The organism is Streptomyces sp. NPDC054796 (assembly GCF_053611545.1).
On sequence record NZ_JBSHAO010000082.1, the window covers coordinates 1 to 20,719 of the forward strand.

The following is a 20,719-nucleotide window of genomic DNA, read 5'->3' on the forward strand; positions in this document are numbered from 1 at the left end:
CCGGAGGTGCGCGACGTGGTGGGGCGGCCCGCACCGTGCGGGCCGCCCCTCCTCGTCGCTTCTTGTCGGGCGTCACCACGTGTACGTCGGGTTGACCTCCATGCACGCCTTCTTGTCGTCGCCGTTCAGCGCGTCCGCGCTGTCCGGGGCCTTCTCCTCGCCGTCGCCGCCGCTCCCGCCGTCGCCCTTGCCGTCGTCGGAGCCGCCGTCCGCCTGCTTCGGGTAGCCGGTGCCCTCGCGCCAGTCGGTGCCGATGACCAGGGTCACGTCCTGCACCGCGCTGGAGTGCCGCACGGAGCGCTCCGGGACGCCGAGGGCCTTCGCGACGGCGAGCGCGTCGCCGCGCCTGCTCTCGCTCGGGTAGCTGATGGTCGTGTCGGCCTGCGACTTGGGCGTCTGGTCCGCCGTCGCCTGGGTGAAGCCCTCGCCGACGAGGGTCTGCGCGATGGAAGCCGCCCGGCCCGTGACGGGGCTCTGGAGCGCCGTGCCCGTGCCGTTCATGACCCGTACGGGGATCTCGGCCTCGGGGCGTGACGGCTCGGTGGGCTCGGGAGACTTCTCGGTCTCCTTCTTCTTGTCCTTGCCGTCCAGCGCGATGTCGTTGCGCACCATGGAGAACGTCTGGTCGGCGTCGCCCTCCTTGGGGACGACGTAGCCGCCCTCCGCGTACTCCCAGGGCATCGTCGCCATGGTGATGCGCCCGGTCGGCACCCGCTTGAGGTCGTTGCCCAGGTCGTAGAGCTTCTTGACGGTGCCGAGGCCTTCGTCGACGGTGAGGGCCCGCGTCGCCGCCTCCGCGAGGTCGCGCAGCTTGCCCGGGTCGGTGAGCTTGGTACCGGACTTGAGCTGACGGACCATCGAGTTCATGTACATGTGCTGGGCGCGGGCGCGGCCGATGTCGGTGCCGTCGCCGAAGCCGTGCCGGGTACGCAGCCAGTGCAGCGCCTGCTCGCCCTTGACGACCGACTCGCCCTTCTCCAGGCGCAGCTTCGACTTGGGGTCGTAGACGTTCTTGTCGACGCAGACGGGGACGCCGCCCACCGCGTCGGCCATCGAGACCACACCGGCGAAGTCGATCATCATGAAGTGGTCGATCGGAATGCCCGTCAGCTCTTCCCAGGTGGCCACGGTGCAGCCCGGACCGCCGTTCTGGAGGCTGGTGTTGATCTTCCCCGTCGTCTCCGCGTAGACCTTCCCGTCGTCCGGGTCGGTGCACTTGGGGATCGTCGCCTTGGTGTCCCGGGGGATGGAGATGACCGACATGTTGCTGCGGTCGGCCGAGACGTGCAGCAGCATCTGGACGTCGGCGAGCGGTTCGCGGCCCTGTTCGGCGCGGGCGCCGCCGAGCTTCACGTTCTCCTTGGAGTTACGCGAGTCGGAGCCCAGCAGCAGGATGTTCAGCGGGGTCTGGCCGTGCGCGTTCGGGTCGGTCTTGTCGAGCTTGCTGTCGCCGAGGTTGAGGTCGTCCTTGCTGAGGTTCCCGTTGAGGTGCTGGTAGTAGAGGAAGCCCGCTCCCGCGGTGACGAGTATCAGCAGGGAGAGGCACAGGACGAACCAGCGCAGTGCGCGTCTCTTCCTGCGCTGGGGTTTTCGCTTGCCGCGCCCGCCGCCGCCCTGGCCGCCGCCTCCGCCGCGCCCGCCGTCGGCGCTGCCGTCGCCGTCGCCCTCGCCGCCCCCGCCGCCGGGGCCGGCGGCCGTGGCGTGCGCGCCGCCCTCGGCGCCGTTGCCGGTCACCTGGGCCGCGCCCTGGGCCGGGCTCTGAGCCGCCCCTTGGACCGGGCCCTGAGCAGAACCCTGAGCAGAACCCTGAGCGGGGCCCTGGGCCGCGTTCTGTGCCGCGCCGTCCGGCTCAGCCCTCCGCTGCCGTGGTGTCCGCTGCCCCTGGTCCTCGTACAGGGAGTCGTCCCAGCCCCTGTCACGGGCCGTGGGGGGCCGCTCCCACTGACCTCGGATGCTGTTGTGCCGCACGGGACCTCCCCGTTCCTCATGTCAAGCGACCCCGGCCGCCTGGCGGGGCGGCCGGGGGGTTGTAGTCAATGTGTCATTTTGCGCAGACGTTCTTGTCCGCGTGGACGTTCTGCACGCCCTCCGGCGCCTTCGCCGGCGCGTCGACGGGATCGCCCGGGGTGGTGAAGTCCTTGCCGAGTGTCAGCGTCATCGAACTGCCGCCGGTGGACTGCTCCTTGAGCGCCGACTTCGGCAGGCCCAGCATGTCCGCGAGCGTCGCCGCCTGTCCCGCCTGGGAGGGGCTGAACTCCAGCTTGGTCTTGTCGAGTTGCTCCGGCGCGTTGCCGTCGTTCGTGGCGGCGCCGACGCCCTTCTCGTTCGCGAGCCAGTTCGCGGTCTCCTGTGCCGCACCGGCGGGACCGCCGCCGTTGGTCACGGAGACGCGCACCTCGGAGGCCGGGACCTTCTTGGCCTTGGACGCCTCTTCCGACTTCTCCTTCTTGTCCTTCTTGGTCTTCGTCAGCGACTTGTCCGCCTGCACCATCTTGAACAGCGGCGTGGCCTTGGCCTCGTCGAGCACGACGGTGGCCGGGTCGTCGGGGTTGTCGACGACGGGCACGGTGGCGAAGGTGATGTTCTTCGTGTCCACCCGCTTGAGGTCCTGGGCCAGGTCGGTCAGCTTGCCCACGGTGCCGATGCCGGTGTCGACGGTCAGCGCCTTGGTGGCGGCGTTGCCGAGGTCGTAGAGCTTCGACGGGTTGGTGAGGGTGTCACCGGACTTCATCTTGCGGATCATCGAGCTGAGGAACTGCTGCTGCAACTCGATCCGGCTCAGGTCGCTGCCGAAGCCGATGGTGTGCCGGGTGCGCACGAACGCGAGGGCCTGCTCGCCCTTGATGGTGTGCTTGCCCGCCTTGAGCTTCAGATGGGACTTGGGGTCGTCTATGTCCTTGGCCGCGCAGACCTCGACGCCGCCGACCGCTGTGGACAGCTCCTTGACGGCGTTGAAGTCGGCCATCATGAAGTGGTTGATCTTGACGCCCGTCAGCTCCTCCACCGTGCGCCAGGTGCAGCCGGGGTCACGCCCCGACTGGCCGAGGCTGGTGTTGAAGCGCGCCTGCCGCTCCCCGGGGACGGTCTTCGTCGAGCCGTCCTTCTGCTTCGTCGGGCAGGAGGGGATGTCGGTGATCATGTCGCGCGGGATGGAGAGCGCGGTGGCGTTGGAGCGGTCCGCCGAGACGTGGAAGAGGAACGTGGTGTCGGCGTGGCCGACGCTCCCCGCGTCGCCGTAGCCCTCGTTGCCCTTGCCCTCACGCGCGTCCGTACCGATGACGAGGATGTTGACGGGGCCGCCGGAGACCGCGTCGTTGTGCATCCCGACGTCGACCTTGTTGATGTTGCCGTTGAAGTGCTGGTACAGGAAATAGCCGCCCGTGCAGCCCGCGACCAGCAGCAGCCCCAGCGTGCCGCCGCCCCAGCGCAGCACCTTCCGCTTCCGCGACGGACCCTGCTTCGCGCGGCGGCGGTTGCTGCCCCTGCCGCCACCACCACCGGCGCCGCCCGCCCGGTGCCCGGAGGCGGCCGTGGCCGCGGCCGCGGCCTGCTTGCCGCGCCGCCGCTGCGAGGGGAGTCGCGTCGTGCCCGGGGGAGGGCCGTCGTGGTCCTCGGCGGCGGAGGACGACGAGGCCGACGGGGAGGAGGACGGAGCGGACGGAGCGGAGGACTCCGAGGCCGGTCTTCTCTGGCGCGGAGCGGTCGGTCGGCTGTTGCCGTACGGGCCCCCGGAGGAGGCGTCGTCGGCAACGGGGTTCAGCCGCAGCTCGTAGCTGCCGGTGTTCGGGTTGAACACCCACTGATCCGCGGGATCGATATCGCCCGCGTGCCCACGGCCTTGCGCGTTCACGATTGCGTAAGTCCTCCATTTGCCGCCTGGCGTCGCCCCATCGGGGCGGACCGGAGCGTTCACACTATCCGGCAGGTTCGAGGCGGAGCGACGTCGGTGACAAATTCCACGAACTCAGAAGCGGTCAATTCACCCCATTCCCTGCGGTGTCCGCTGCACAGATGTCCCGAGCCGCTGTTGTTCCTCTGTACGTTGGCGCATCGTCATCCGACGGTTCGCCGCTCGCGTCACTCATATGACCCGAACCGCTCTCGGAGGGTGACGCCTTCTCATTCCCGTTCTCGTTCTGTTCTCCGGGCTTGGCGTCCGCGATATCGGCCTTGTCGCCCCCGCCGTCCCCGTCACCCTTGACGCGGACAGGACGATCCTGCCGCAACTGCTCGAAGAGCCGGTCCGCTTCCGGCTGCACCAGTTCGTCGCGGTTGATATCGAGTTCGTACGACTGTCGGGGCACCGTAAGAAATCGCACGTCGTCCTCGGGGATATTCCGAACGCTGCGCACGAGTTCGTACAGCTCCGTCAGGGAATCCAGCCCCGAGTCCGCTGTCAGTGCGGAGGTCGCGGAGTCCAGAACCGGATAGAGCTTTGCTGGATTGAGCAGGACACCATTGCTGCGCATTTTCTTCACAAGGGATCCGAGGAACTGCTGCTGACGATCCATCCGCTGAGTGTCGCTGCCGTTCCCGAGAGCGTGCCGCGCGCGGACGTAGCCGAGCGCGTCCTCGCCGAACAGGGTCTGGCGCCCGGCCGGGAGGTCCAGCTTGGCGTCGGTGTCCTTGACTGCCTCGGGGAGGCAGACCTCCACGCCCTCCACCGCGTCCACCAGCTTCTTGAAGCCGCTGAAGTCGACGATGAGGTGGTGGTCGATCCGTATCCCCGTCATCTTCTCGACGGTGCGGATGGTGCAGGCGGCGCCGCCGGTCTGGAACGCCGAGTTGAACTGCGCGAACCGTGCCTCGGTCCGCCCGCCGCCGCGCTTCTCGCAGGCCGGGATGTCCGTCATCAGGTCGCGCGGGATGGAGACGCCGGTGGCGCTGGAGCGGTCGGCGGCGATGTGCAGCAGGATCGCGGTGTCGGAGCGCTGGCCGCCGCCGTCGCGCCCGTACTTGCCGTTGCTGCCGCTGCGCGAGTCCGAGCCCAGCAGCAGGATGTTCTGCACCTCTGCCGGTACGTCGGGCTCGGGCGTGGGCCGGTCCGCCTCGTGCCGCCGCAGGTCGTTCTCGGTGCTGACGTCGGTGTGGATGTTGCCGTCGAGCTTCTTGTAGAGCGAATAGCCCACACCGGCGGCGGCCAGCACGGCGACCGAGGCGGCCAGCGCCAGCACCCGCAGCCAGCGGCGCCGCTTCCTGGGGCCGGGGCGGGAGTGGGGAGCGGCGGACCCCGGGGTGGCGGATCCGGGAGCGGCGGACCCCGGAGTCCCGGAGGAGCCTCTGGCGTCCGCCGTCTCCGCCGTGGCGGGTGCGGTGCCGGAGGTGGCTCCTGTGCCGGGTGTTCCGGGGTCGTCGGTCACGTCTGCGTCATCCCTCGATGGTCGGCGGCGCGTTCTGCGCGCGTACAGGCGTGCGGGCGCCGGTTACGTAGGCAGACGCCTCAACCGCGTACAGGGTTGTACGCGGACGCGCTCGCTTTGCCGATCATCGGACTGTCAGGACGCACCGGCGCCGTCAGGCGGCGGGCCTGGTGACGGTGTGGGTGACGCGCTCGCTCTCCTTCCGCTTGTCGATGGACGCGGTGTCGAGCCGGTCGAGGTTCCTGCACAGGACCACGGAGCCGCCCGCCGCCAGCGGCGCGAGCAGCCCGGCGCTGACGCCCTCCCAGTTGTCGTACGGGAGGGCCGACAGCAGCCGGGACCCGGGCCCGAGCCCGCGCGCCGCCGCGTCCTCGCGGGCCCGCGCCACGGCCGCCTCGCCCGTCAACTCCTCGCCCCCCGGCAGCACGAGGAAGGTCTCCGAGGGCTCGACGGGCGCGTACGGCGTGAAGCGGTCGCCCTGGCTCGGCACCTCGACGGCGTAGTCGAGGAAGCCGGGCGGCGGCTGCGGGAAGCGCCCGCCGAGCGGCCGGAGGGCGAGCGCCACGCGCTCGCCGCCGCACGCGCGCGCGGCCTCCAGGTCCTCGGGCTCCGGTCCGCTGACGGCGAGGTCGGCCCGTGCCGGGTCGCCTCCCAGCTCGGCGGCGACGCCGGTGGAGGCGGCGGCGAGCAGCCATACGGCCGTCTGCCAGTGCGCGGGCAGCAGCAGAGCGAGCCGGTCGCCCGGTTCGGCGGAGAGGTCGTCCTGGAGCAGGTTCGCCGTCTTCGCCACCCAATTGGCGAGGGTGGCGGCCGAGAGTTCGACGCGCTCGCCCGTCGCGTCGTCGTAGAAGGTCAGCAGGGGCCGCGCGGGGTCCGCCGTGAGCGCGGAACGCAGCAGGTCGGCGGGGGTGCGATCGGAAGCGTTCATCCGCGCAAGGGTACGCGCGCGGGGCTTCTGAGGAGGCGTCGGAGGCGTGGAGCGGTACCGGGGAGGTGCCGGTGGAAGCGGCGGTGTGGCCGACGTGGCGTCAGATGACGAATAGACAGATTTCCCCCCTTATGTCCAGGATCATTGTTATGCGTGCATCTGTTGCCTCCTCGATCGGCGTCGCATGCGCGGCGGCCCTGCTGCTGCCCTTCGCGCCCTCGGCGCCCTCCGTACCAGCCGCCCCCACCTCCGCCTCCGGCCTCTCCGTCCAGGGCGCCGCCGGTGCGCCCGTGGCGGCCGACGCGGCGTCAGCCGACGTGCCCGCGACGTCAGCCGACGTGCCAGCGGCGGGAGCGCCCGCCGCCCGCGCCGCCCGCGCCGACCGTGCCGCGCACGGCTCCCCGGCCTCGGCCGGGCGCGACGGCCAACTCCCCGGCAGCACCCAGTCGCTGCGGCTCGCTCCCCTCTCCACCCTCTCCTCCGCGCCCCGCGACAACTCCAGGGCGCTCTCGGCACCCAGCGGCAGCCCTCCCGGCGGGGAGGGCCTGGCGCCCAAGAAGGTCGAGCCGTTCTCGCTGGTCGGCGTCGTCTGGGACGACGCGGCCACCGAGCTGCACGGCGACATCCAGGTCCGTACGCGCGCCGAGGCGAGCGGCAGATGGACCGACTGGCGGGACCTGGAGGCGCACGGCGACGGCCCCGAAGCGCCCGAGGCGCCCGAAGCGCCCGAGGCGGGGACGCCCGAGCAAGGGGCAGCGCCCGCGCGTGGCGCCTCGGCTCCCCTGTGGGTCGGCGCCTCGGACGGCGTAGAGGTGCGGGTGCTGCCCGAGGCGGCTGCCGGACAGGGCGACCCCGATCCCAAGCCGGGGCTCCCCGAGGGCCTGCGCCTGGAACTCGTCGACCCGGGCCCGAAGCCCCCGGACACGTCGCAGGGGCGCACGGCGCACAAGGGCTCGGGCAAGGGCGGCAGGGCCGAGACGGCGGGGAAGGGGCGCGCCGCACCCCAGCCGCGCATCGTCGAGCGCCAGGAGTGGGGGGCCGACGAGAACCTGCGGGAGAAGGGCTTCTCCTACACGGACACGGTGAAGACCGCGTTCGTGCACCACACCGCCATGAGCAACGCCTACAGCTGCTCCCAGGTGCCCTCCATCATCCGGGGCATCTACCGCTACCACGTCAAGAGCAGCAAGTGGCGCGACATCGGCTACAACTTCCTCGTCGACAAGTGCGGCACCATCTACGAAGGCCGTGCCGGGGGTGTGGCCAAGCCCGTCATGGGCGCTCACACTTACGGTTTCAACTCCAACAGCACGGGCATCGCCGTCATCGGTTCCTTCGACAAGTCACCGCCGCCCGGGCCCGCCGTGGACGGGGTGGCGCAGGTGGCGGCCTGGAAGCTCGGGCTGCACGGGGTGAACCCGCTCGGCACGACCGTCATGACCTCGGGGGGCGGCACCAAGCACAAGAAGGGCACGAAGGTCACGTTCAACGCCATTGCCGGGCACCGCGACGGTTTCGTCACCTCGTGCCCAGGGGCCCAGCTCTACCGCAAGCTGGGCGCCGTACGCGCCGCGGCGGCGCGGCTCCAGGGCCGCTGACGCCGCTCAGCGAGCGCTCCTCGGCCGTCCCCTGATGGGCGGGCCGGGTGGGCCGCCGGGCAGTGTGCGCGCGTCTGCATACACTGGCCGCCGGCCACCCGGCCAAGGCCCCGTCAGGAAGCAGAGAAACAGGTGACAGAAGCGATTCTCCTGGTCGGGGGCAAGGGCACCCGGCTGCGTCCGCTGACCGTGAACACGCCGAAGCCGATGGTCCCGGCGGCGGGTGTGCCCTTTCTCACCCACCAGTTGGCGCGGGCCCGCGCGGCAGGTGTCGAGCACGTGGTGATGGCCACCTCCTACCTCGCCGAGGTCTTCGAGCCGTACTTCGGCGACGGTTCCCAACTCGGTCTGCACCTGGAGTACGTGACGGAGGACGAGCCGCTCGGCACGGGCGGCGCCATCCGGAACGTCGCCTCCCGCCTGCACTCCGCGCCCGGCGACCCGGTGCTCATCTTCAACGGGGACATCCTCACCGGGCTCGACATCCGCGCCCTCGTGGAGACCCACACAGGGTCGGGCGCCGACGTCTCCCTGCACCTCACCCGGGTGGACGACCCGCGCGCCTACGGCCTCGTGCCCACGGACGACGACGGCCGGGTGACGGCCTTCCTGGAGAAGCCGCAGACGCCGGAGGAGATCGTCACCGACCAGATCAACGCGGGCGCCTACGTCTTCGACCGCGCCGTGATCGACTCCATCCCGCTGGGCCGCCCCGTGTCGGTCGAGCGCGAGACCTTCCCCGGGCTGCTGTCGGACGGCGCCCACCTCCAGGGCATGGTCGACTCCACGTACTGGCTCGACCTCGGCACCCCGCAGGCGTTCGTGCGCGGCTCAGCCGACCTCGTACTCGGCCGCGCGCCCTCCCCTGCCGTGCCCGGCAGATGCGGCGACAGACTCGTCCTGGGCACCGCCGACGTCGCGCCCGACGCCAAGCTGACGGGCGGCACCGTGGTGGGCGCCCGCGCGGTGGTCGGCTCCGGTGCCAGGATCGACGGCTCGACGGTGCTGGACGGCGCCGTCGTGGAGCCCGGCGCCGAGATCCGGGACTCGCTGATCGGCGCTGAGGCCCGCATCGGCGCCGGTGCGGTGCTCGACGGCGCGGTGATCGGCGACGGCGCGCACGTCGGTGAGGGCAATGAGCTGCGGGACGGCATCCGCGTGTGGTGCGACGCGCGCATCCCGACGGGCGCGGTGCGCTTCTCTTCCGACCAGTAGTGGGTTCCCCGCCGTCGTGGGCACACGCCCCGTGCGGGGCCCGCTCGCGCGGGGGCGGGGGCGCCTGCTCGCGCGGGGCACGCGGCCTTCGGCCCGTGTCAGCGCGGTCGGTGGGGGTGTTGCGCGGGGCGGTTGGCCCGTGCGATGCGCACTGTAGGGTCCCGCGCTGGTTTTGGACCGTGCGTCATGTGCCGGGCCTTCGGCCCGGCCGGTGGAGGCGGCGCGCGGGGCGCCGGGGCCGTGACGGGGGCACTGGTGCGTCCCGCGCCGGTGCCGGGCGCGCCCGCGCCAGGGAGCCGCGCCCCTCACACGAGGAGCCGCCCTCACATCACACGAGCGCCCCGGCGGCGGGTCCTGTCAGTCGTGGCCCTTACGCTTTCGGGCGTGCCCGAGCCCGCGCCCCTCACCCGAAGCTGGACCCCGCCGCCGTCGTACGACGTGCGGGGCCATCTGAGCGTGCTGCGGCGCGGCCCGTACGACCCCTGCCACCGCGTCGAGGGTGGCGCCGTCTGGCGCGGGACCCGCACCCCGCAGGGACCCGCCACGCTCCGGCTGACCCAGGGCAGCGACGGGGGTGTGCGGGCCGAGGCGTGGGGCGCGGGCGCCGAGTGGGCGCTCGACGGGCTGCCCGCGCTGCTCGGCGCCGAAGACGATCCCTCCGCCTTCACCGCGCACCACCGCCTCACCCAGGAGTCGCACCGCCGCCACCCCGGGCTGCGGCTGGGCCGTACGGGGCTGGTGCTCGAATCGCTGATCCCCTCGGTCCTGGAGCAGAAGGTCACGACGGAGGAGGCGTACCGCGCCTGGCGGCTGCTGGTGCGGCGCCACGGAGAGCGCGCGCCGGGCCCGCACGAGAACCTGCACGTCATGCCGGACGCGCACACCTGGTGCCGGATCCCGTCCTGGGAGTGGCACCGCGCGGGCGTCGACGGCAAGCGCTCGGCCGCGATCGTCCACGCGGTGCGGCGCGCCCGCAGGATGGAGGAGGCCGCGGCCATGGAGCTGCCGGACGCGATGGCCCGCCTCCAGGCGATCCCGGGCATCGGCCCCTGGACGGCGGCCGAGACCCTCCAGCGCAGCAACGGAGCGCCGGACGCGCTCACCGTCGGCGATCTCCACCTGCCGCGCATCATCGGCTACGCGCTGACGGGCGCCCGGGACACGGACGACGCGGGCATGCTGGAGCTGCTGGCGCCGTACGAGGGCCAGCGGCACCGCGCGGCCCGGCTCATCCTGCTGACCGGCCGCAAGCCCGCCCGTCGGCAGCCCCGTTTCCCCGTGGGGGACATCGCGCGACTCTGAGCGCGCGCCTGTGAAGGCCGCGCGCCGAGCGGGACGTCAGCGCACCACCACGAAGTCGTTCCCGTCGCGCGGCGGACGCTCCCGGGGCGGCGCTGCCGCGTGGCCGACGGCGACGGCGCCCATCGGGTCCCAGTCGCCGGGGAGCGCGAGCACGTCCCGTACGACGTCGCGGCAGAACATGGTGGACGAGACCCAGGCGGAGCCCAGGCGCTCACCGGCGAGCGCGACGAGGAAGTTCTGGATGCCCGCGCCACCCGCGACGACGAACATCTCCCGCTCGGCCGCGTTGCGCCGCGCGTCCGGATAGGCGTGGGAGCCGTCCATGACCAGGCAGGGCACGACCAGGTAAGGCGCGTTACGCAGCACATCGCCGCGCCGCACGCGCTTGGCGATGCTCTCCTCGGACTTGCCGTCGGCGCGCAGATCGGCGATCCACTTGTCCCGCATGGCGTCCAGCAGCCGCAGCCTGCTCTCCTCGGTCTCCAGGAGCACGAAGCGCCACGGCGTCGTGTGGTGCGGCGCGGGCGCCGTCACGGCGGCGTCGACGGCCCGTCGCACGGCGGCACCGTCCACGGGCTCGGCGGTGAACTCGCGCACCGTGCGGCGCAGCGTGACGGCCTCGCGCACGGCTTCCGAGGTGCCCAGCCGGAACATGTCGCTGGCCGCGTCGCGCACCAGGGCGCGCGCGGACTCCTCGGGCCGCGCCTGGGGCGCCCCCGGTGCCTCGACCGGCCCCTCCAGCACGTGCTGCGGCAGCCCCCGGATCACGGCGACGGGCAGCCCGTCGGCCTTGCCCTTGACCAGCTCGCCGGCGGCGGCCAGCTCGTCCCCGACGGCGGTGACCGTCACGCCGAGGGAGTTGCCGTGGCTGTCCACGCCGCCGCGCAGGTCGTTGAGCACCCGTACGCCGGAGGCGCCGATGGCCACGTCGGTCTGCCCCGTGCGCCAGGGCCGCCCGAAGGTGTCCGTGACGATGACGCCGACGTCCACGCCCAGGGCCTCCCTGAGCCCCAGGCGCAGGGCGCGGGCCGAGGCGTCCGGATCCTCGGGCAGCAGCAGCACGGTGCCCTTGGGCGTGTTCGAGGCGTCCACCCCGGCCGCCGCCATGACGAAGCCGTGCCTGCTCTCGACGATCCGCGCGGGCCCGCGCCGCGCGACGACGCGCACGGTCTCGGCCTCGATCGCGGCCTCGCGGTCGTCGGCCTCCAGGATGCGGCCCTCGGCCTTGCTGACGATCTTCGACGTCACGATGAGCACGTCGCCGTCGGCGAGCCCCGGCATGCCGGGCACGGTCGCGCCGTCCGCGACGAGCTTCACCAGATCGTCCCCTGGGCGCACCTCGGGGATGCCGGGCAGCGCCCACACCTGGTACGAGGAGGGCGCGGGCGACGAGGGTTCCGGGTGGGGGAAGAGCGTCACGCCTGGACCTCCCCGGCGAGCGCGAGCGCCTCGCGCGCCATCGCGGCGGTGGCCTCGGTGCCGGTCATCATCAGCGGCACGGCCCGGCAGCGGATGCCCGCCTCCTCGACGGCCTGCACGGAGTCCGCGTCGACGGTGTCCACGAGCCAGCCGTCGAGCAGCCCCGAGCCGTAGTGCTGCGCGACGGCGGCGGCGGTGGACTCCACGCCGACGGCCGCGAGCACCTTGTCCGCCATGCCGCGCACGGGCGCGTCCCCGACGATGGGGGAGAGGCCGACCACGGGCACCCCGGCCTCCGCGATGGCCTCCCTTATGCCGGGCACGGCGAGGATGGTGCCCACGCTGACCACGGGGTTGGACGGCGGGAAGAGGATGACGTCGGCCTCGGAGATGGCGTCCAGCACACCGGGCGCGGGCTTCGCGCTGTCGGCGCCGACGGGCACCACGGCCTGCGCGTCGACGGAGGCCCGCAGCCGCACCCAGTACTCCTGGAAGTGCACGGCCCTGCGGCCCTCCTTGCTGTCCGGGTCGTCGATGAGGACGTGCGTCTCGACCCGGTCGTCGGTCATCGGCAGCAGCCGCACGCCCGGCTGCCAGCGCGCGCACAGCGCCTCGGTGACGTCGCTGAGCGAGTAGCCGGCGGCGATCATCTGCGTGCGGACGATGTGGGTGGCGAAGTCGCGGTCGCCGAGCCCGAACCACTCGGGCCCGACGCCGTACGCCGCCAGCTCCTCCTTGACCGCGAAGGACTCGTCCTTCCGGCCCCACCCCTGCTCCTCGTGGATGCCACCGCCGAGGGTGTACATCACGGTGTCGAGGTCAGGGCAGACCTTGAGCCCGAAGAGGTGGATGTCGTCGCCGGTGTTGCCGATCACGGTGATCTCCGCGTCGGGTACGGCGGACTTCAGTCCGCGAAGAAAGCGGGCACCGCCGATGCCCCCGGCCAGAACCACAATGCGCTGCATGCCCATAAGCATGTCAGCCGGAGGCCGCCGGGTGAGCGGGTGGGGAGAGTGACGGCGCACGGGTGGGGGTGACGGTGCGCGCGGGGGGAGGGTGACGGCCCGGTGCGCGGGACGCGCCGCGCGCCGCCGCGCCCCAGGCCCCCGGGGCCGCGCACCGTCCGCGTCAGACCGTCGTCGGCTGCCGGGCCCCTGGCACGCAGTGGGGCGCGTGCATGGGCATCTCGGTCAGCCCGGGGAAGTACACGTGGAGGCTCACGGCGGGTTCGAGGCCGTCGTTGACGACTTCGTGCGCGTAGCCGGGTGCGAAGACCCGCTGCGCGCCGGGCGCGAGGAGACGCCGCGCGCGCCCGCCGCGCCCGCTGCCGTGCCCCGTGCCGTGGCCCCCGCTGTCGCTGTGCTCGGTCAACTCGCCGTCGAGGACGGTGAGGACACCCGAGGAGGGGCCGTGGTCGTGGAGACCGCTGCCCTGGCCCGGGAGCCAGCTCAGCAGCCAGACCTCGTAGCCGGGTCCGGTACGCAGCCGGTGGTACCAGCGGGTCGTCGCGTCGTAGCGCACGAGCGGTTCCCACGTGGAGCGGTCACCGGCGAGGGAGGCGGCCAGTGCGGCGAAGCCCGCGACGGTGACGGGGTGCGCGGGGACCGGCGGAAGGAGATGGGGGATCGCGAGCGGGTCGCCCGCGATCTCGACGTCGCTGTTCACGTCAGAGGTGTGCTTTCGCGCTGGAGGAACGGAAGAGGCCCGGTGAGCGCCGCGCGGGGCCGGAGCGGCCCGGGGCGACCGGAGGGAAAGAGACCGGAAAGCAGAGGTGAAGAGGGTGAGCCTCAACAGCAGCGACAGCGACAGTGACCCGAGGCAGCTCGAAGGGACCCGTCGACGCGGGCCTGACGCAGCTGGGAGGTCAGTGACATGCGGTCAAGGAACCCATAGAGCTGCCCCGCTGTCAACTGCTTGTCGCGTTTGGTCGTAATGTTTCACCACATCCGGTTACGCCCCGAGTCGAAAGGTTTGTGCACAGGCCGCACAGGACAAGTGGCGCACCAGCCGCGCACGCAAACGCCGTTGTGCATCTGTGATCGGAACGTGATCACCGATGCTCCGGCGTGCGCGGGGTGAGTGATCGGTGGTGTGCGCGATCTTTTCGCGGGAATGCGCGAAGCGGACAGTTACCGAGAGTGTCTGTAGTGGTTTGTGCTGATTTGAACACTTTCTGTGCGAGCTTGGTTCCGCAGAGTGAATAACGGGCTCAATAGCAGATCTCGGCTTGACTGCCCCGGATCGGCACACTTGTAATTTCACCCGTGTCGTTCATACGGGATCGATAACGACGGCATCACGGGGACGCAAAGACGGACGAGGGGCGCGCACATGACCGAGCTGTTCCAACAACTGCTGGTCGAAGAGGCGGACGAAGAGCTCGGCTGGCAGGAGCGCGCTCTATGCGCGCAGACCGATCCCGAGTCGTTCTTCCCCGAGAAGGGTGGATCCACGCGCGAGGCGAAGAAGGTCTGTCTTGCCTGCGAGGTTCGCTCCGAATGCCTCGAATACGCCCTCGCGAATGACGAGCGTTTCGGTATTTGGGGCGGACTGTCCGAGCGTGAGCGGCGACGACTGAAGAAGGCCGCGGTATGAGGCGCTCCCAGGGCAGTTGAGGCCCGCACTTGTACGGACCCGGTAAGCGGCGCGTGTCGAGCCGTTAGTGTGGGCTGCCGTCCGAGACGCATCACCCCTCGCATGAGGCGCGTGCGTCCACCGCAGTCCTACACAGCATCTTCCGGGGGACGCCCCCGTACCCCCGGGGAGGGCCCGTACCTCGATGTCCGTGCACAGTCATTCGGCGGCCCCATACGAGGCGGCCGCACCAGAGTTCCCTCGGCACGTCGTCACCGCCGTGCTCGTCTCCCACGACGGCGCGCGGTGGCTCCCCGAGGCACTGTCGGGCCTGCTCGGGCAGGAACGCCCCGTACAGGACGTCATCGCGGCCGACACCGGCAGCGCCGACGAATCCGCCCGACTGGTCACCGAAGCCCTCGGCGCCGAGCGCGTGCTGCACATGGCGCGGCGCTCCGGCTTCGGCGCGGCCGTCGACGAGGCGGCGCGCACCGCGCGCGTCCTCACCCCCGACGACCTCCCGTACCTGAAGCGCCCCAGCGGCTGGGACCCCGTCAGCCGCACCTGGCGCGACGAGGCGTACGACATGCCGGAGCTGCCGCACGGCGAGCCCGTGCACTGGCTGTGGCTGCTGCACGACGACTGCGCGCCCGAGGCCGACGCGCTGGCGCAGCTCCTGCGGATCGTCGACGCCGACCCCTCCGTCACCATCGTCGGCCCCAAGCTGCGCAGTTGGTACGACCGCAGGCAACTGCTCGAAGCGGGCGTCTCCATCGCCAACAGCGGGCGCCGCTGGACCGGCGTGGAGCGCCGCGAGCAGGACCAGGGCCAGCACGACCAGGTGCGGCCCGTGCTGTCGGTCTCCACCGCCGGCATGCTCATCCGCCGCGACGTCTTCGAGCAGCTCGGCGGCTTCGACCGCCGGCTGCCCCTGATGCGCGACGACGTGGACCTGTGCTGGCGGGCCCAGGCCGCCGGCCACCGCGTGCTGGTGGCACCCGACGCGTCCATGCGGCACGCGGAGGCCGCCTCCCGCGAGCGCCGCCCCGTCGACTGCGTGGGGCGCGCCGGACGCGGGGGCGCCAGCCCGCACCGCGTCGACAAGGCGGGCGCCGTCTACACGCTGCTGGCCAACGTGCCCACGGGCAAGCTGCCGTGGGTCCTGGTGCGCATGGTCGTCGGCACCCTGCTGCGCACCCTCGCCTACCTCGTCGGCAAGGTCCCCGGGCAGGCGCTCGACGAGATCGCCGGGCTCTTCGCGACGCTGCTGCGCCCGGGGCGCATCGCCGCCGCACGGCGCGGACGCGGCAGACCGGTCGTCGCGTACAGCGATCTGCGCCCCCTCTTCCCGCCCCCCGGCGCCACGTTGCGGGCCACCTTCGAGCAGGTCACCAGCAACTTCGGCGGGCGCTCAGAGCCCGAGCTGTCCTCGGGCGGCAGGCACGGCGCCGTCGAGTCCGGGCCGGGGGACGATGACGCCGACTTTCTCCAGGTCGAGCAGTTCGCGCGGCTGAAGCAGATCGCCCAGAAGCCGGGGCCCGTCCTCTTCGCCGTGCTCCTCGTCGTCTCGCTCATCGCCTGCCGCGCCCTGCTGGGCGGCGGCGCGCTGGCGGGCGGCGCGCTGCTGCCCGCGCCCGCCGACGTCTCAGAGCTGTGGGCGCGCTACTTCGACAGCTGGCACCCCGTCGGCACCGGCGGCACCCAGACCGCGCCGCCCTATCTGGCGCTCGTCGCGCTGGTGGCCACCGTCTTCCTCGGCAGCACGGGCTTCGCGCTGACGCTGCTGCTGGTCTGCTCCGTGCCGCTGGCCGGGCTGACCGCGTACTTCTGCTCCCGGCCGCTCGTCGAGTCCCGGCTGCTGCGCGCCTGGGCGAGCGTCGCCTACGCCTTCCTGCCCGCCGCAACGGGCGCGCTCGCTGGCGGGCGCATCGGCACCGCCGTGCTGGCGATCGTGCTGCCGCTGCTGGCGCGCGCCGCCGTCGCGGCGAGCGGGCTGCGCTCCAAGCCGAGCTGGCGCGCCGCGTGGGCCTGCGCGCTGCTGCTCACCCTGACGACCGCCTTCACGCCCGTGGTGTGGCCGCTGGCGCTGCTGCTGACCCTCGCGCTGCTCGTGCTGCGCTGGCGGCAGGGCGAGTTCTTCCGGTCGGCCGCCGCGCGCGGCGGTATCGCGCTGGTGACGCCGATGGTGCTGCTGGCGCCCTGGTCGCTGTCGCTGCTGACGAGCCCCGACGCCTTCCTCAAGGAGGTCGGCCTCTCCTACGGGGAGGGCTCGGCCACCCCGCTCGACCTGCTCACCCTCAACCCGGGCGGTCCGGGCGCCACCGGCGGGCTGCTGCTCGCGGGCGTCGTGCTCGCCGCGCTGGCGGCGCTGCTGCGCGGGGAGCGGCAACTGCCCATCCGCGCGGCCTGGGTCGTGGCGCTGGCCGGGCTGCTCTTCGCCGCGCTGTCCAACGGCTCGGCGTGGGCGGGCCCCGCCACCCTCGTCTACGGGATCGCGCTGCTGAGCGCGGCGGCCGTGGGCGCGGAGGGAGCGAAGGAGCGGGTCGCCGCGCAGAGCTTCGGCTGGCGGCAGCCCGTCGCCGCGCTCATCGCGGTGGCGGCCGTCGCGGCGCCCCTCTTCGCGGCCTTCGGCTGGGTGATCGGCGGCGCCGACGGGCCGCTCTCGCGGCGCGACCCCGTCCAGGTGCCCGCCTTCGTCGCCGAGGAGTCCAGCACCCGGGACCAGGCCCGCACCCTCGTCCTCGCGGGTGAGACGGACGGCAGCTCGGAGTCGGCCACCGGGGTCTCGTACTCCCTGGTGCGCGGCTCGGGCGCCCGCCTGGGCGACGCCGACCTCGCGGCGACGGGCGGCGAGAACACCAGGCTCGGCGGCGTGGTCGCCAACCTCGTCGCGGGCTCGGGCGCCGACCAGACGGCCCAGCTCGGTGACTACGCGGTGCGCTACGTCCTCGTACGCGACGGCGCGCCGCGCCAGATGAGCCGGGTGCTGGACGCGACGCCGGGTCTGACCCGGCTCAGCCAGGAGGACGGCAGCGCGCTGTGGCGCGTGGACCGGCAGGTCTCGCGGGTCAGCATCGTGCCGGGCGGCGAGGAGAACGGCGCCGCGGGTGCCGTGACCGCGCCCGTGCCGGTGGCCGCCGGGCCCGTCGAGGCGCACACGGACCTCCCCTCGGGCCCGTCGGGGCGGCTGCTGCGCGTCGCGGACGCGGCGAGCGACGGCTGGGAGGCGACGCTGGACGGCAAGCCGCTGACCCCGGTCACCGTCGACGGCTGGGCCCAGGGCTTCGAACTGCCCACCGGCGGCGGCCGTCTGGAGCTGACGTACGGGACGAGCGTGGCGCACACCGCGTGGGTGTGGGTGCAGGGCTTCCTCGGGCTCGTGGTGGTCGTGCTCGCGCTGCCGGGCCGCCGCCGCGAGATCGACGACGACCTGCCGGAGGCCGCGACGGTCCCCGCGCAGCCCGTCGAGGGCGAGGGGCGCAGGGCGCGCAGGCTGCGTGCGGCGGCGGAGGCCGAGGCGGCTGCCTCGGCTCCGGCCGGTGACGCGGAGGGCCCCGAGGGCGCGGAGCCGACGCCCGTCCCGGAGGTGCCGGGGCAGTCCTCGTACGAGCCGGGGTACGAACCGCAGCCGCAGCCTCAGTACGACGCGGCGGCGGTGGGGTACGGGCAGGGGCAGCAGTACCCGCAGGACCCGTACCAGGCCCAGGACCCGTACGGCGGCCAGCCCTACGACCCCCAGCAGCAGCCTCAGCAGCCCCAGCAGTACGGCGAGACGTACGGCGGTGACCCGTACGCCGCCGACCCGTACGCGGACTGGAACGCGCAGCAGCAACAGCAACAGCAGCCGCCGCAACAGCAGGGGTACCCGCAGCAGTACGGCCAGTACGACGAGTACGGCCAGTACACCGGGCCCGCCGACCCGTACGGCTACGACGGCACGGGCGGAGCGGGCGGCACGACCGACACGGAGCCGGGCGGCGCCCCGTACGGCAACAGGAGCGAGCAGTGAACCGCAGCACCCTGACCCTGATCGGAGCCGTCACCGCGCTGGCCGCCGTGACCGGTGTCGCCGCCGTGGCGGCGCCGGGCGAGGACGCCTCCCGGAGCGCGACGGCCGCCGCCAGGAAGCCCGTCGAGCGCTCCACGCTCGTCTGCCCGCGCCCGACCGTCTCCGACGTGGCCGAGACCGACTACACCGCCTTCACGCCGAAGGGCGAGGACAGCGGCAAGGGCGGCAAGGGCAGCGCCGCGCTGTACCCGGCGGAGGAGGACACCAAGGGCGCCGGGGAAGGCGACAAGGAGAAGAAGGACGAAGAGGCCAAGGACAAGGAGAAGGACAAGGACGCCGGGGACGAGGGGGGCACGGAGAAGGACGCCAAGCCCTTCCTCCCGCTCGACGAGCCCGGGAAGCCCGTCACGGAGAGCACGGAACGCAGCGACGCACCGGCCCTGTTCGGCTCGGCCGACGGCAGGTTCGCGCCGGGCTGGACCGTGCAGCAGACCACGACGGTGAGCGCGGGCGCTGGACGCGGTCTCCAGGGCACCTCCTGCACAACGGCCGACACCAGCTTCTGGTTCCCCGGCGCCAGCACGTCGGAGGACCGCCAGGACTACGTCCACCTGACCAACCCCGACAGCACCACGGCCGTCGTCGACCTGGAGATGTACGGCAAGGACGGCCGCGAGAAGTCCGGCGCCGGAGAGGGCATCACCATCCCGCCCCGCTCCACGGTCCCCGTGCTGCTCTCCACCCTGGCCACCGAGCCGACGGCCAACGTGGCGCTGCACGTCCTCGCCCGCACGGGCAGGGTGGGAGCGCAGGTGCAGGCCGTCGACAAGGAACTGGGCGGCGACTGGCTGCGGTCGGCGGCCGACGCCAACGCGAGCGCCGTGCTGCCCGGTATCCCCGCCGACGCGACCTCGGTGCGCCTCGTCGTCTTCGCGCCCGGCGAGAACGACGCGGACCTCAAGGTCAGGCTCGCGGGCAAGTCGGGCCAGATCACCCCGGCCGGTTACGAGACCCTGCATGTGCGCGGCGGCATGACCACGGCCGTCGATCTGAAGGACCTCACCAAGGGCGAGGCGGGCTCGCTCGTCCTCTCCCCGTCCGAGGGCGGCTCCGACGCCACTCCCGTGGTCGCCGCCGTCCGCGTCACGCGCGGCAAGGGCGCCGACCAGGAGACGGCGTTCATCCCGTCCACCGCGCCCATCGACGAGCGCGCGACCGTCGCCGACAACAGCACCAAGGGCTCCACCCTCTCCCTGACCGCGCCCGGCAAGGGTGCGAAGGTCCGGGTGACCTCGTCGGCGGGCAGCGAGGGCGGCAGCCCCAAGAGCGAGACGTACACGGTCAAGGGCGGCACGACCAGCTCCTTCGCGCCGCCGCAGCCGGAGGGCGCCAAGGGCACGTACGCGGTGACCGTCGAGCGGATCTCGGGCGGCCCGGTGTACGGGTCGCGGATGCTGGACGAGAAGCAGGACGGGGTGCCCGCCTTCACCGTCCAGACGCTGCCCGACGACCGGGGCACGGTGCCCGTGCCGCAGTCGGGCCAGGACCTGTCGGTGCTGACGGACAAGCGCTGAGCCGTTGAGCCGTTGAGCCGCTGATCCGTCGAGCCGCTGACGGGCCGGGCACGCGTCAGATGTCCGGCCCGTCCGCGCGCGCCCGCGCGGAACCGGCCAGCCGGGCTGTTTCCGTCCGGCGCCCTGGCCCCGGCCGCCCCGGCGCCCTCGTCCCGCCCGTCAGTCCTGCCCGTAGCGCGGATCGACCGACTCCGGAGCGAGCCCGAGAAGTTCGGCGACCTGCTCCACCACGACCTCGTGCACGAGCAGTGCCCGTTCGTCGCGGTTGCGTGTGCGGATCTCGACCGGGCGCCGGTAGACGATGACGCGGTCGTGCCCGGAGCCCTCCGCGTAGGCCACCCGGCCCAGCGGCACGACGGCGTCCTCGCCGTCCAGTTCGCCGCCGTCCGCGCGGGGCACCTCCTGGACGGCGAAATCGACCGCCGTGAGCTGCGGCCAGTGCCGCTCCAGGCGGCTGACGGAATCGCGCACCAGGTCGTCGAAGGCGTCGGCCCTGCTCACGGCGAGCGGCACCTGCGGCGGTGCCACGGGGCCGCGCATGCCGCGGCCGTGCCGGTCGCGGCGTCGTGGCCGCGCGTCGGACCGTTCGGGCTCGGCGGCCTGGTCGGTCCGGCGAGGCGGTACGGGGGTGCTCATCACCTCTGAGCGTAGCCGCCGCGCGGCGTCCGCACGCGGGTGCCGGGCATTCCCCGCGATGTCGCCGGATGATCGGTGCCGACGTCTTCCGGTGTGGATCCGAT

14 protein-coding genes are annotated in these 20,719 nt (G+C 72.8%); 6 read left to right on the forward strand and 8 right to left on the reverse strand.

All coding sequences use genetic code 11. From position 1 onward, the window contains the following. Nucleotides 1-72: 72 nt before the first annotated feature. The 4 genes from ACWGJ2_RS37210 to ACWGJ2_RS37225 all read right to left on the reverse strand — a co-directional run bounded on the left by ACWGJ2_RS37210 (nt 73) and on the right by ACWGJ2_RS37225 (nt 6,288). A complete protein-coding gene (locus ACWGJ2_RS37210; RefSeq protein ID WP_453350808.1) occupies nt 73-1,734 on the reverse strand; it encodes an LCP family protein in 1,662 nt (553 codons plus the stop codon). 307 nt (nt 1,735-2,041) lie between these two features. Continuing rightward, on the reverse strand, nt 2,042-3,850 hold the full coding sequence (locus tag ACWGJ2_RS37215; protein WP_453350809.1) for an LCP family protein: 1,809 nt from the start codon (nt 3,848-3,850) through the stop codon (nt 2,042-2,044). A 124-nt stretch (nt 3,851-3,974) separates the two neighbouring features. Then, on the reverse strand, nt 3,975-5,360 hold the full coding sequence (locus ACWGJ2_RS37220) for an LCP family protein (protein WP_453350810.1): 1,386 nt from the start codon (nt 5,358-5,360) through the stop codon (nt 3,975-3,977). Nucleotides 5,361-5,514: 154 nt separating this feature from the next. Beyond that, nucleotides 5,515-6,288, reverse strand: coding sequence for a TIGR03089 family protein (locus ACWGJ2_RS37225; RefSeq protein ID WP_453350811.1), 774 nt, complete (start codon nt 6,286-6,288; stop codon nt 5,515-5,517). Between the two features lie 149 nt (nt 6,289-6,437). Between ACWGJ2_RS37225 and ACWGJ2_RS37230 the strand changes: the two genes are divergently transcribed. The 3 genes from ACWGJ2_RS37230 to ACWGJ2_RS37240 all read left to right on the forward strand — a co-directional run bounded on the left by ACWGJ2_RS37230 (nt 6,438) and on the right by ACWGJ2_RS37240 (nt 10,403). Continuing rightward, on the forward strand, nt 6,438-7,886 hold the full coding sequence (locus ACWGJ2_RS37230) for a peptidoglycan recognition protein family protein (protein WP_453350812.1): 1,449 nt from the start codon (nt 6,438-6,440) through the stop codon (nt 7,884-7,886). A gap of 132 nt (nt 7,887-8,018) precedes the next feature. Further along, nucleotides 8,019-9,101: a sugar phosphate nucleotidyltransferase gene (locus ACWGJ2_RS37235; protein WP_453350813.1), complete on the forward strand. Its 1,083-nt coding sequence runs from the start codon at nt 8,019-8,021 to the stop codon at nt 9,099-9,101. Between the two features lie 384 nt (nt 9,102-9,485). After that, complete coding sequence (locus ACWGJ2_RS37240; protein ID WP_453350814.1) at nt 9,486-10,403, forward strand: DNA-3-methyladenine glycosylase family protein; 918 nt, start codon at nt 9,486-9,488, stop codon at nt 10,401-10,403. A 36-nt stretch (nt 10,404-10,439) separates the two neighbouring features. On the opposite strand, the gene ACWGJ2_RS37245 is transcribed toward ACWGJ2_RS37240, so the two are convergent. The 3 genes from ACWGJ2_RS37245 to ACWGJ2_RS37255 form a co-directional block, all read right to left on the reverse strand. Next, nucleotides 10,440-11,822 carry a coenzyme F420-0:L-glutamate ligase gene (locus tag ACWGJ2_RS37245; RefSeq protein WP_453350815.1) on the reverse strand — a complete coding sequence of 461 codons (1,383 nt, stop codon included), beginning with the start codon at nt 11,820-11,822 and terminating at the stop codon, nt 10,440-10,442. Next, nucleotides 11,819-12,787: a 2-phospho-L-lactate transferase gene (cofD, locus tag ACWGJ2_RS37250; protein WP_453350816.1), complete on the reverse strand. Its 969-nt coding sequence runs from the start codon at nt 12,785-12,787 to the stop codon at nt 11,819-11,821. Before cofD ends, ACWGJ2_RS37245 begins: the two co-directional genes overlap by 4 nt. 163 nt (nt 12,788-12,950) lie before the next feature. Further along, entirely contained in the window at nt 12,951-13,487 is a 537-nt protein-coding gene (locus ACWGJ2_RS37255; RefSeq protein ID WP_453350817.1) for a cysteine dioxygenase, read from the reverse strand. 666 nt (nt 13,488-14,153) lie between these two features. On the opposite strand from ACWGJ2_RS37255, the gene ACWGJ2_RS37260 reads away from it, so the two are divergent. The 3 genes from ACWGJ2_RS37260 to ACWGJ2_RS37270 all read left to right on the forward strand — a co-directional run bounded on the left by ACWGJ2_RS37260 (nt 14,154) and on the right by ACWGJ2_RS37270 (nt 19,979). Then, nucleotides 14,154-14,417, forward strand: coding sequence for a WhiB family transcriptional regulator (locus ACWGJ2_RS37260; RefSeq protein WP_004952403.1), 264 nt, complete (start codon nt 14,154-14,156; stop codon nt 14,415-14,417). 184 nt (nt 14,418-14,601) lie between these two features. Further along, complete coding sequence (locus ACWGJ2_RS37265; RefSeq protein WP_453350818.1) at nt 14,602-18,405, forward strand: glycosyltransferase; 3,804 nt, start codon at nt 14,602-14,604, stop codon at nt 18,403-18,405. Then, entirely contained in the window at nt 18,402-19,979 is a 1,578-nt protein-coding gene (locus ACWGJ2_RS37270; protein WP_453350819.1) for a DUF5719 family protein, read from the forward strand. Before ACWGJ2_RS37265 ends, ACWGJ2_RS37270 begins: the two co-directional genes overlap by 4 nt. Nucleotides 19,980-20,138: 159 nt before the next feature. Here ACWGJ2_RS37270 and ACWGJ2_RS37275 read toward each other — a convergent pair whose 3' ends face one another. Beyond that, a complete protein-coding gene (locus tag ACWGJ2_RS37275; RefSeq protein ID WP_453350820.1) occupies nt 20,139-20,615 on the reverse strand; it encodes a metallopeptidase family protein in 477 nt (158 codons plus the stop codon). Between the last annotated feature and the right edge of the window lie 104 nt (nt 20,616-20,719).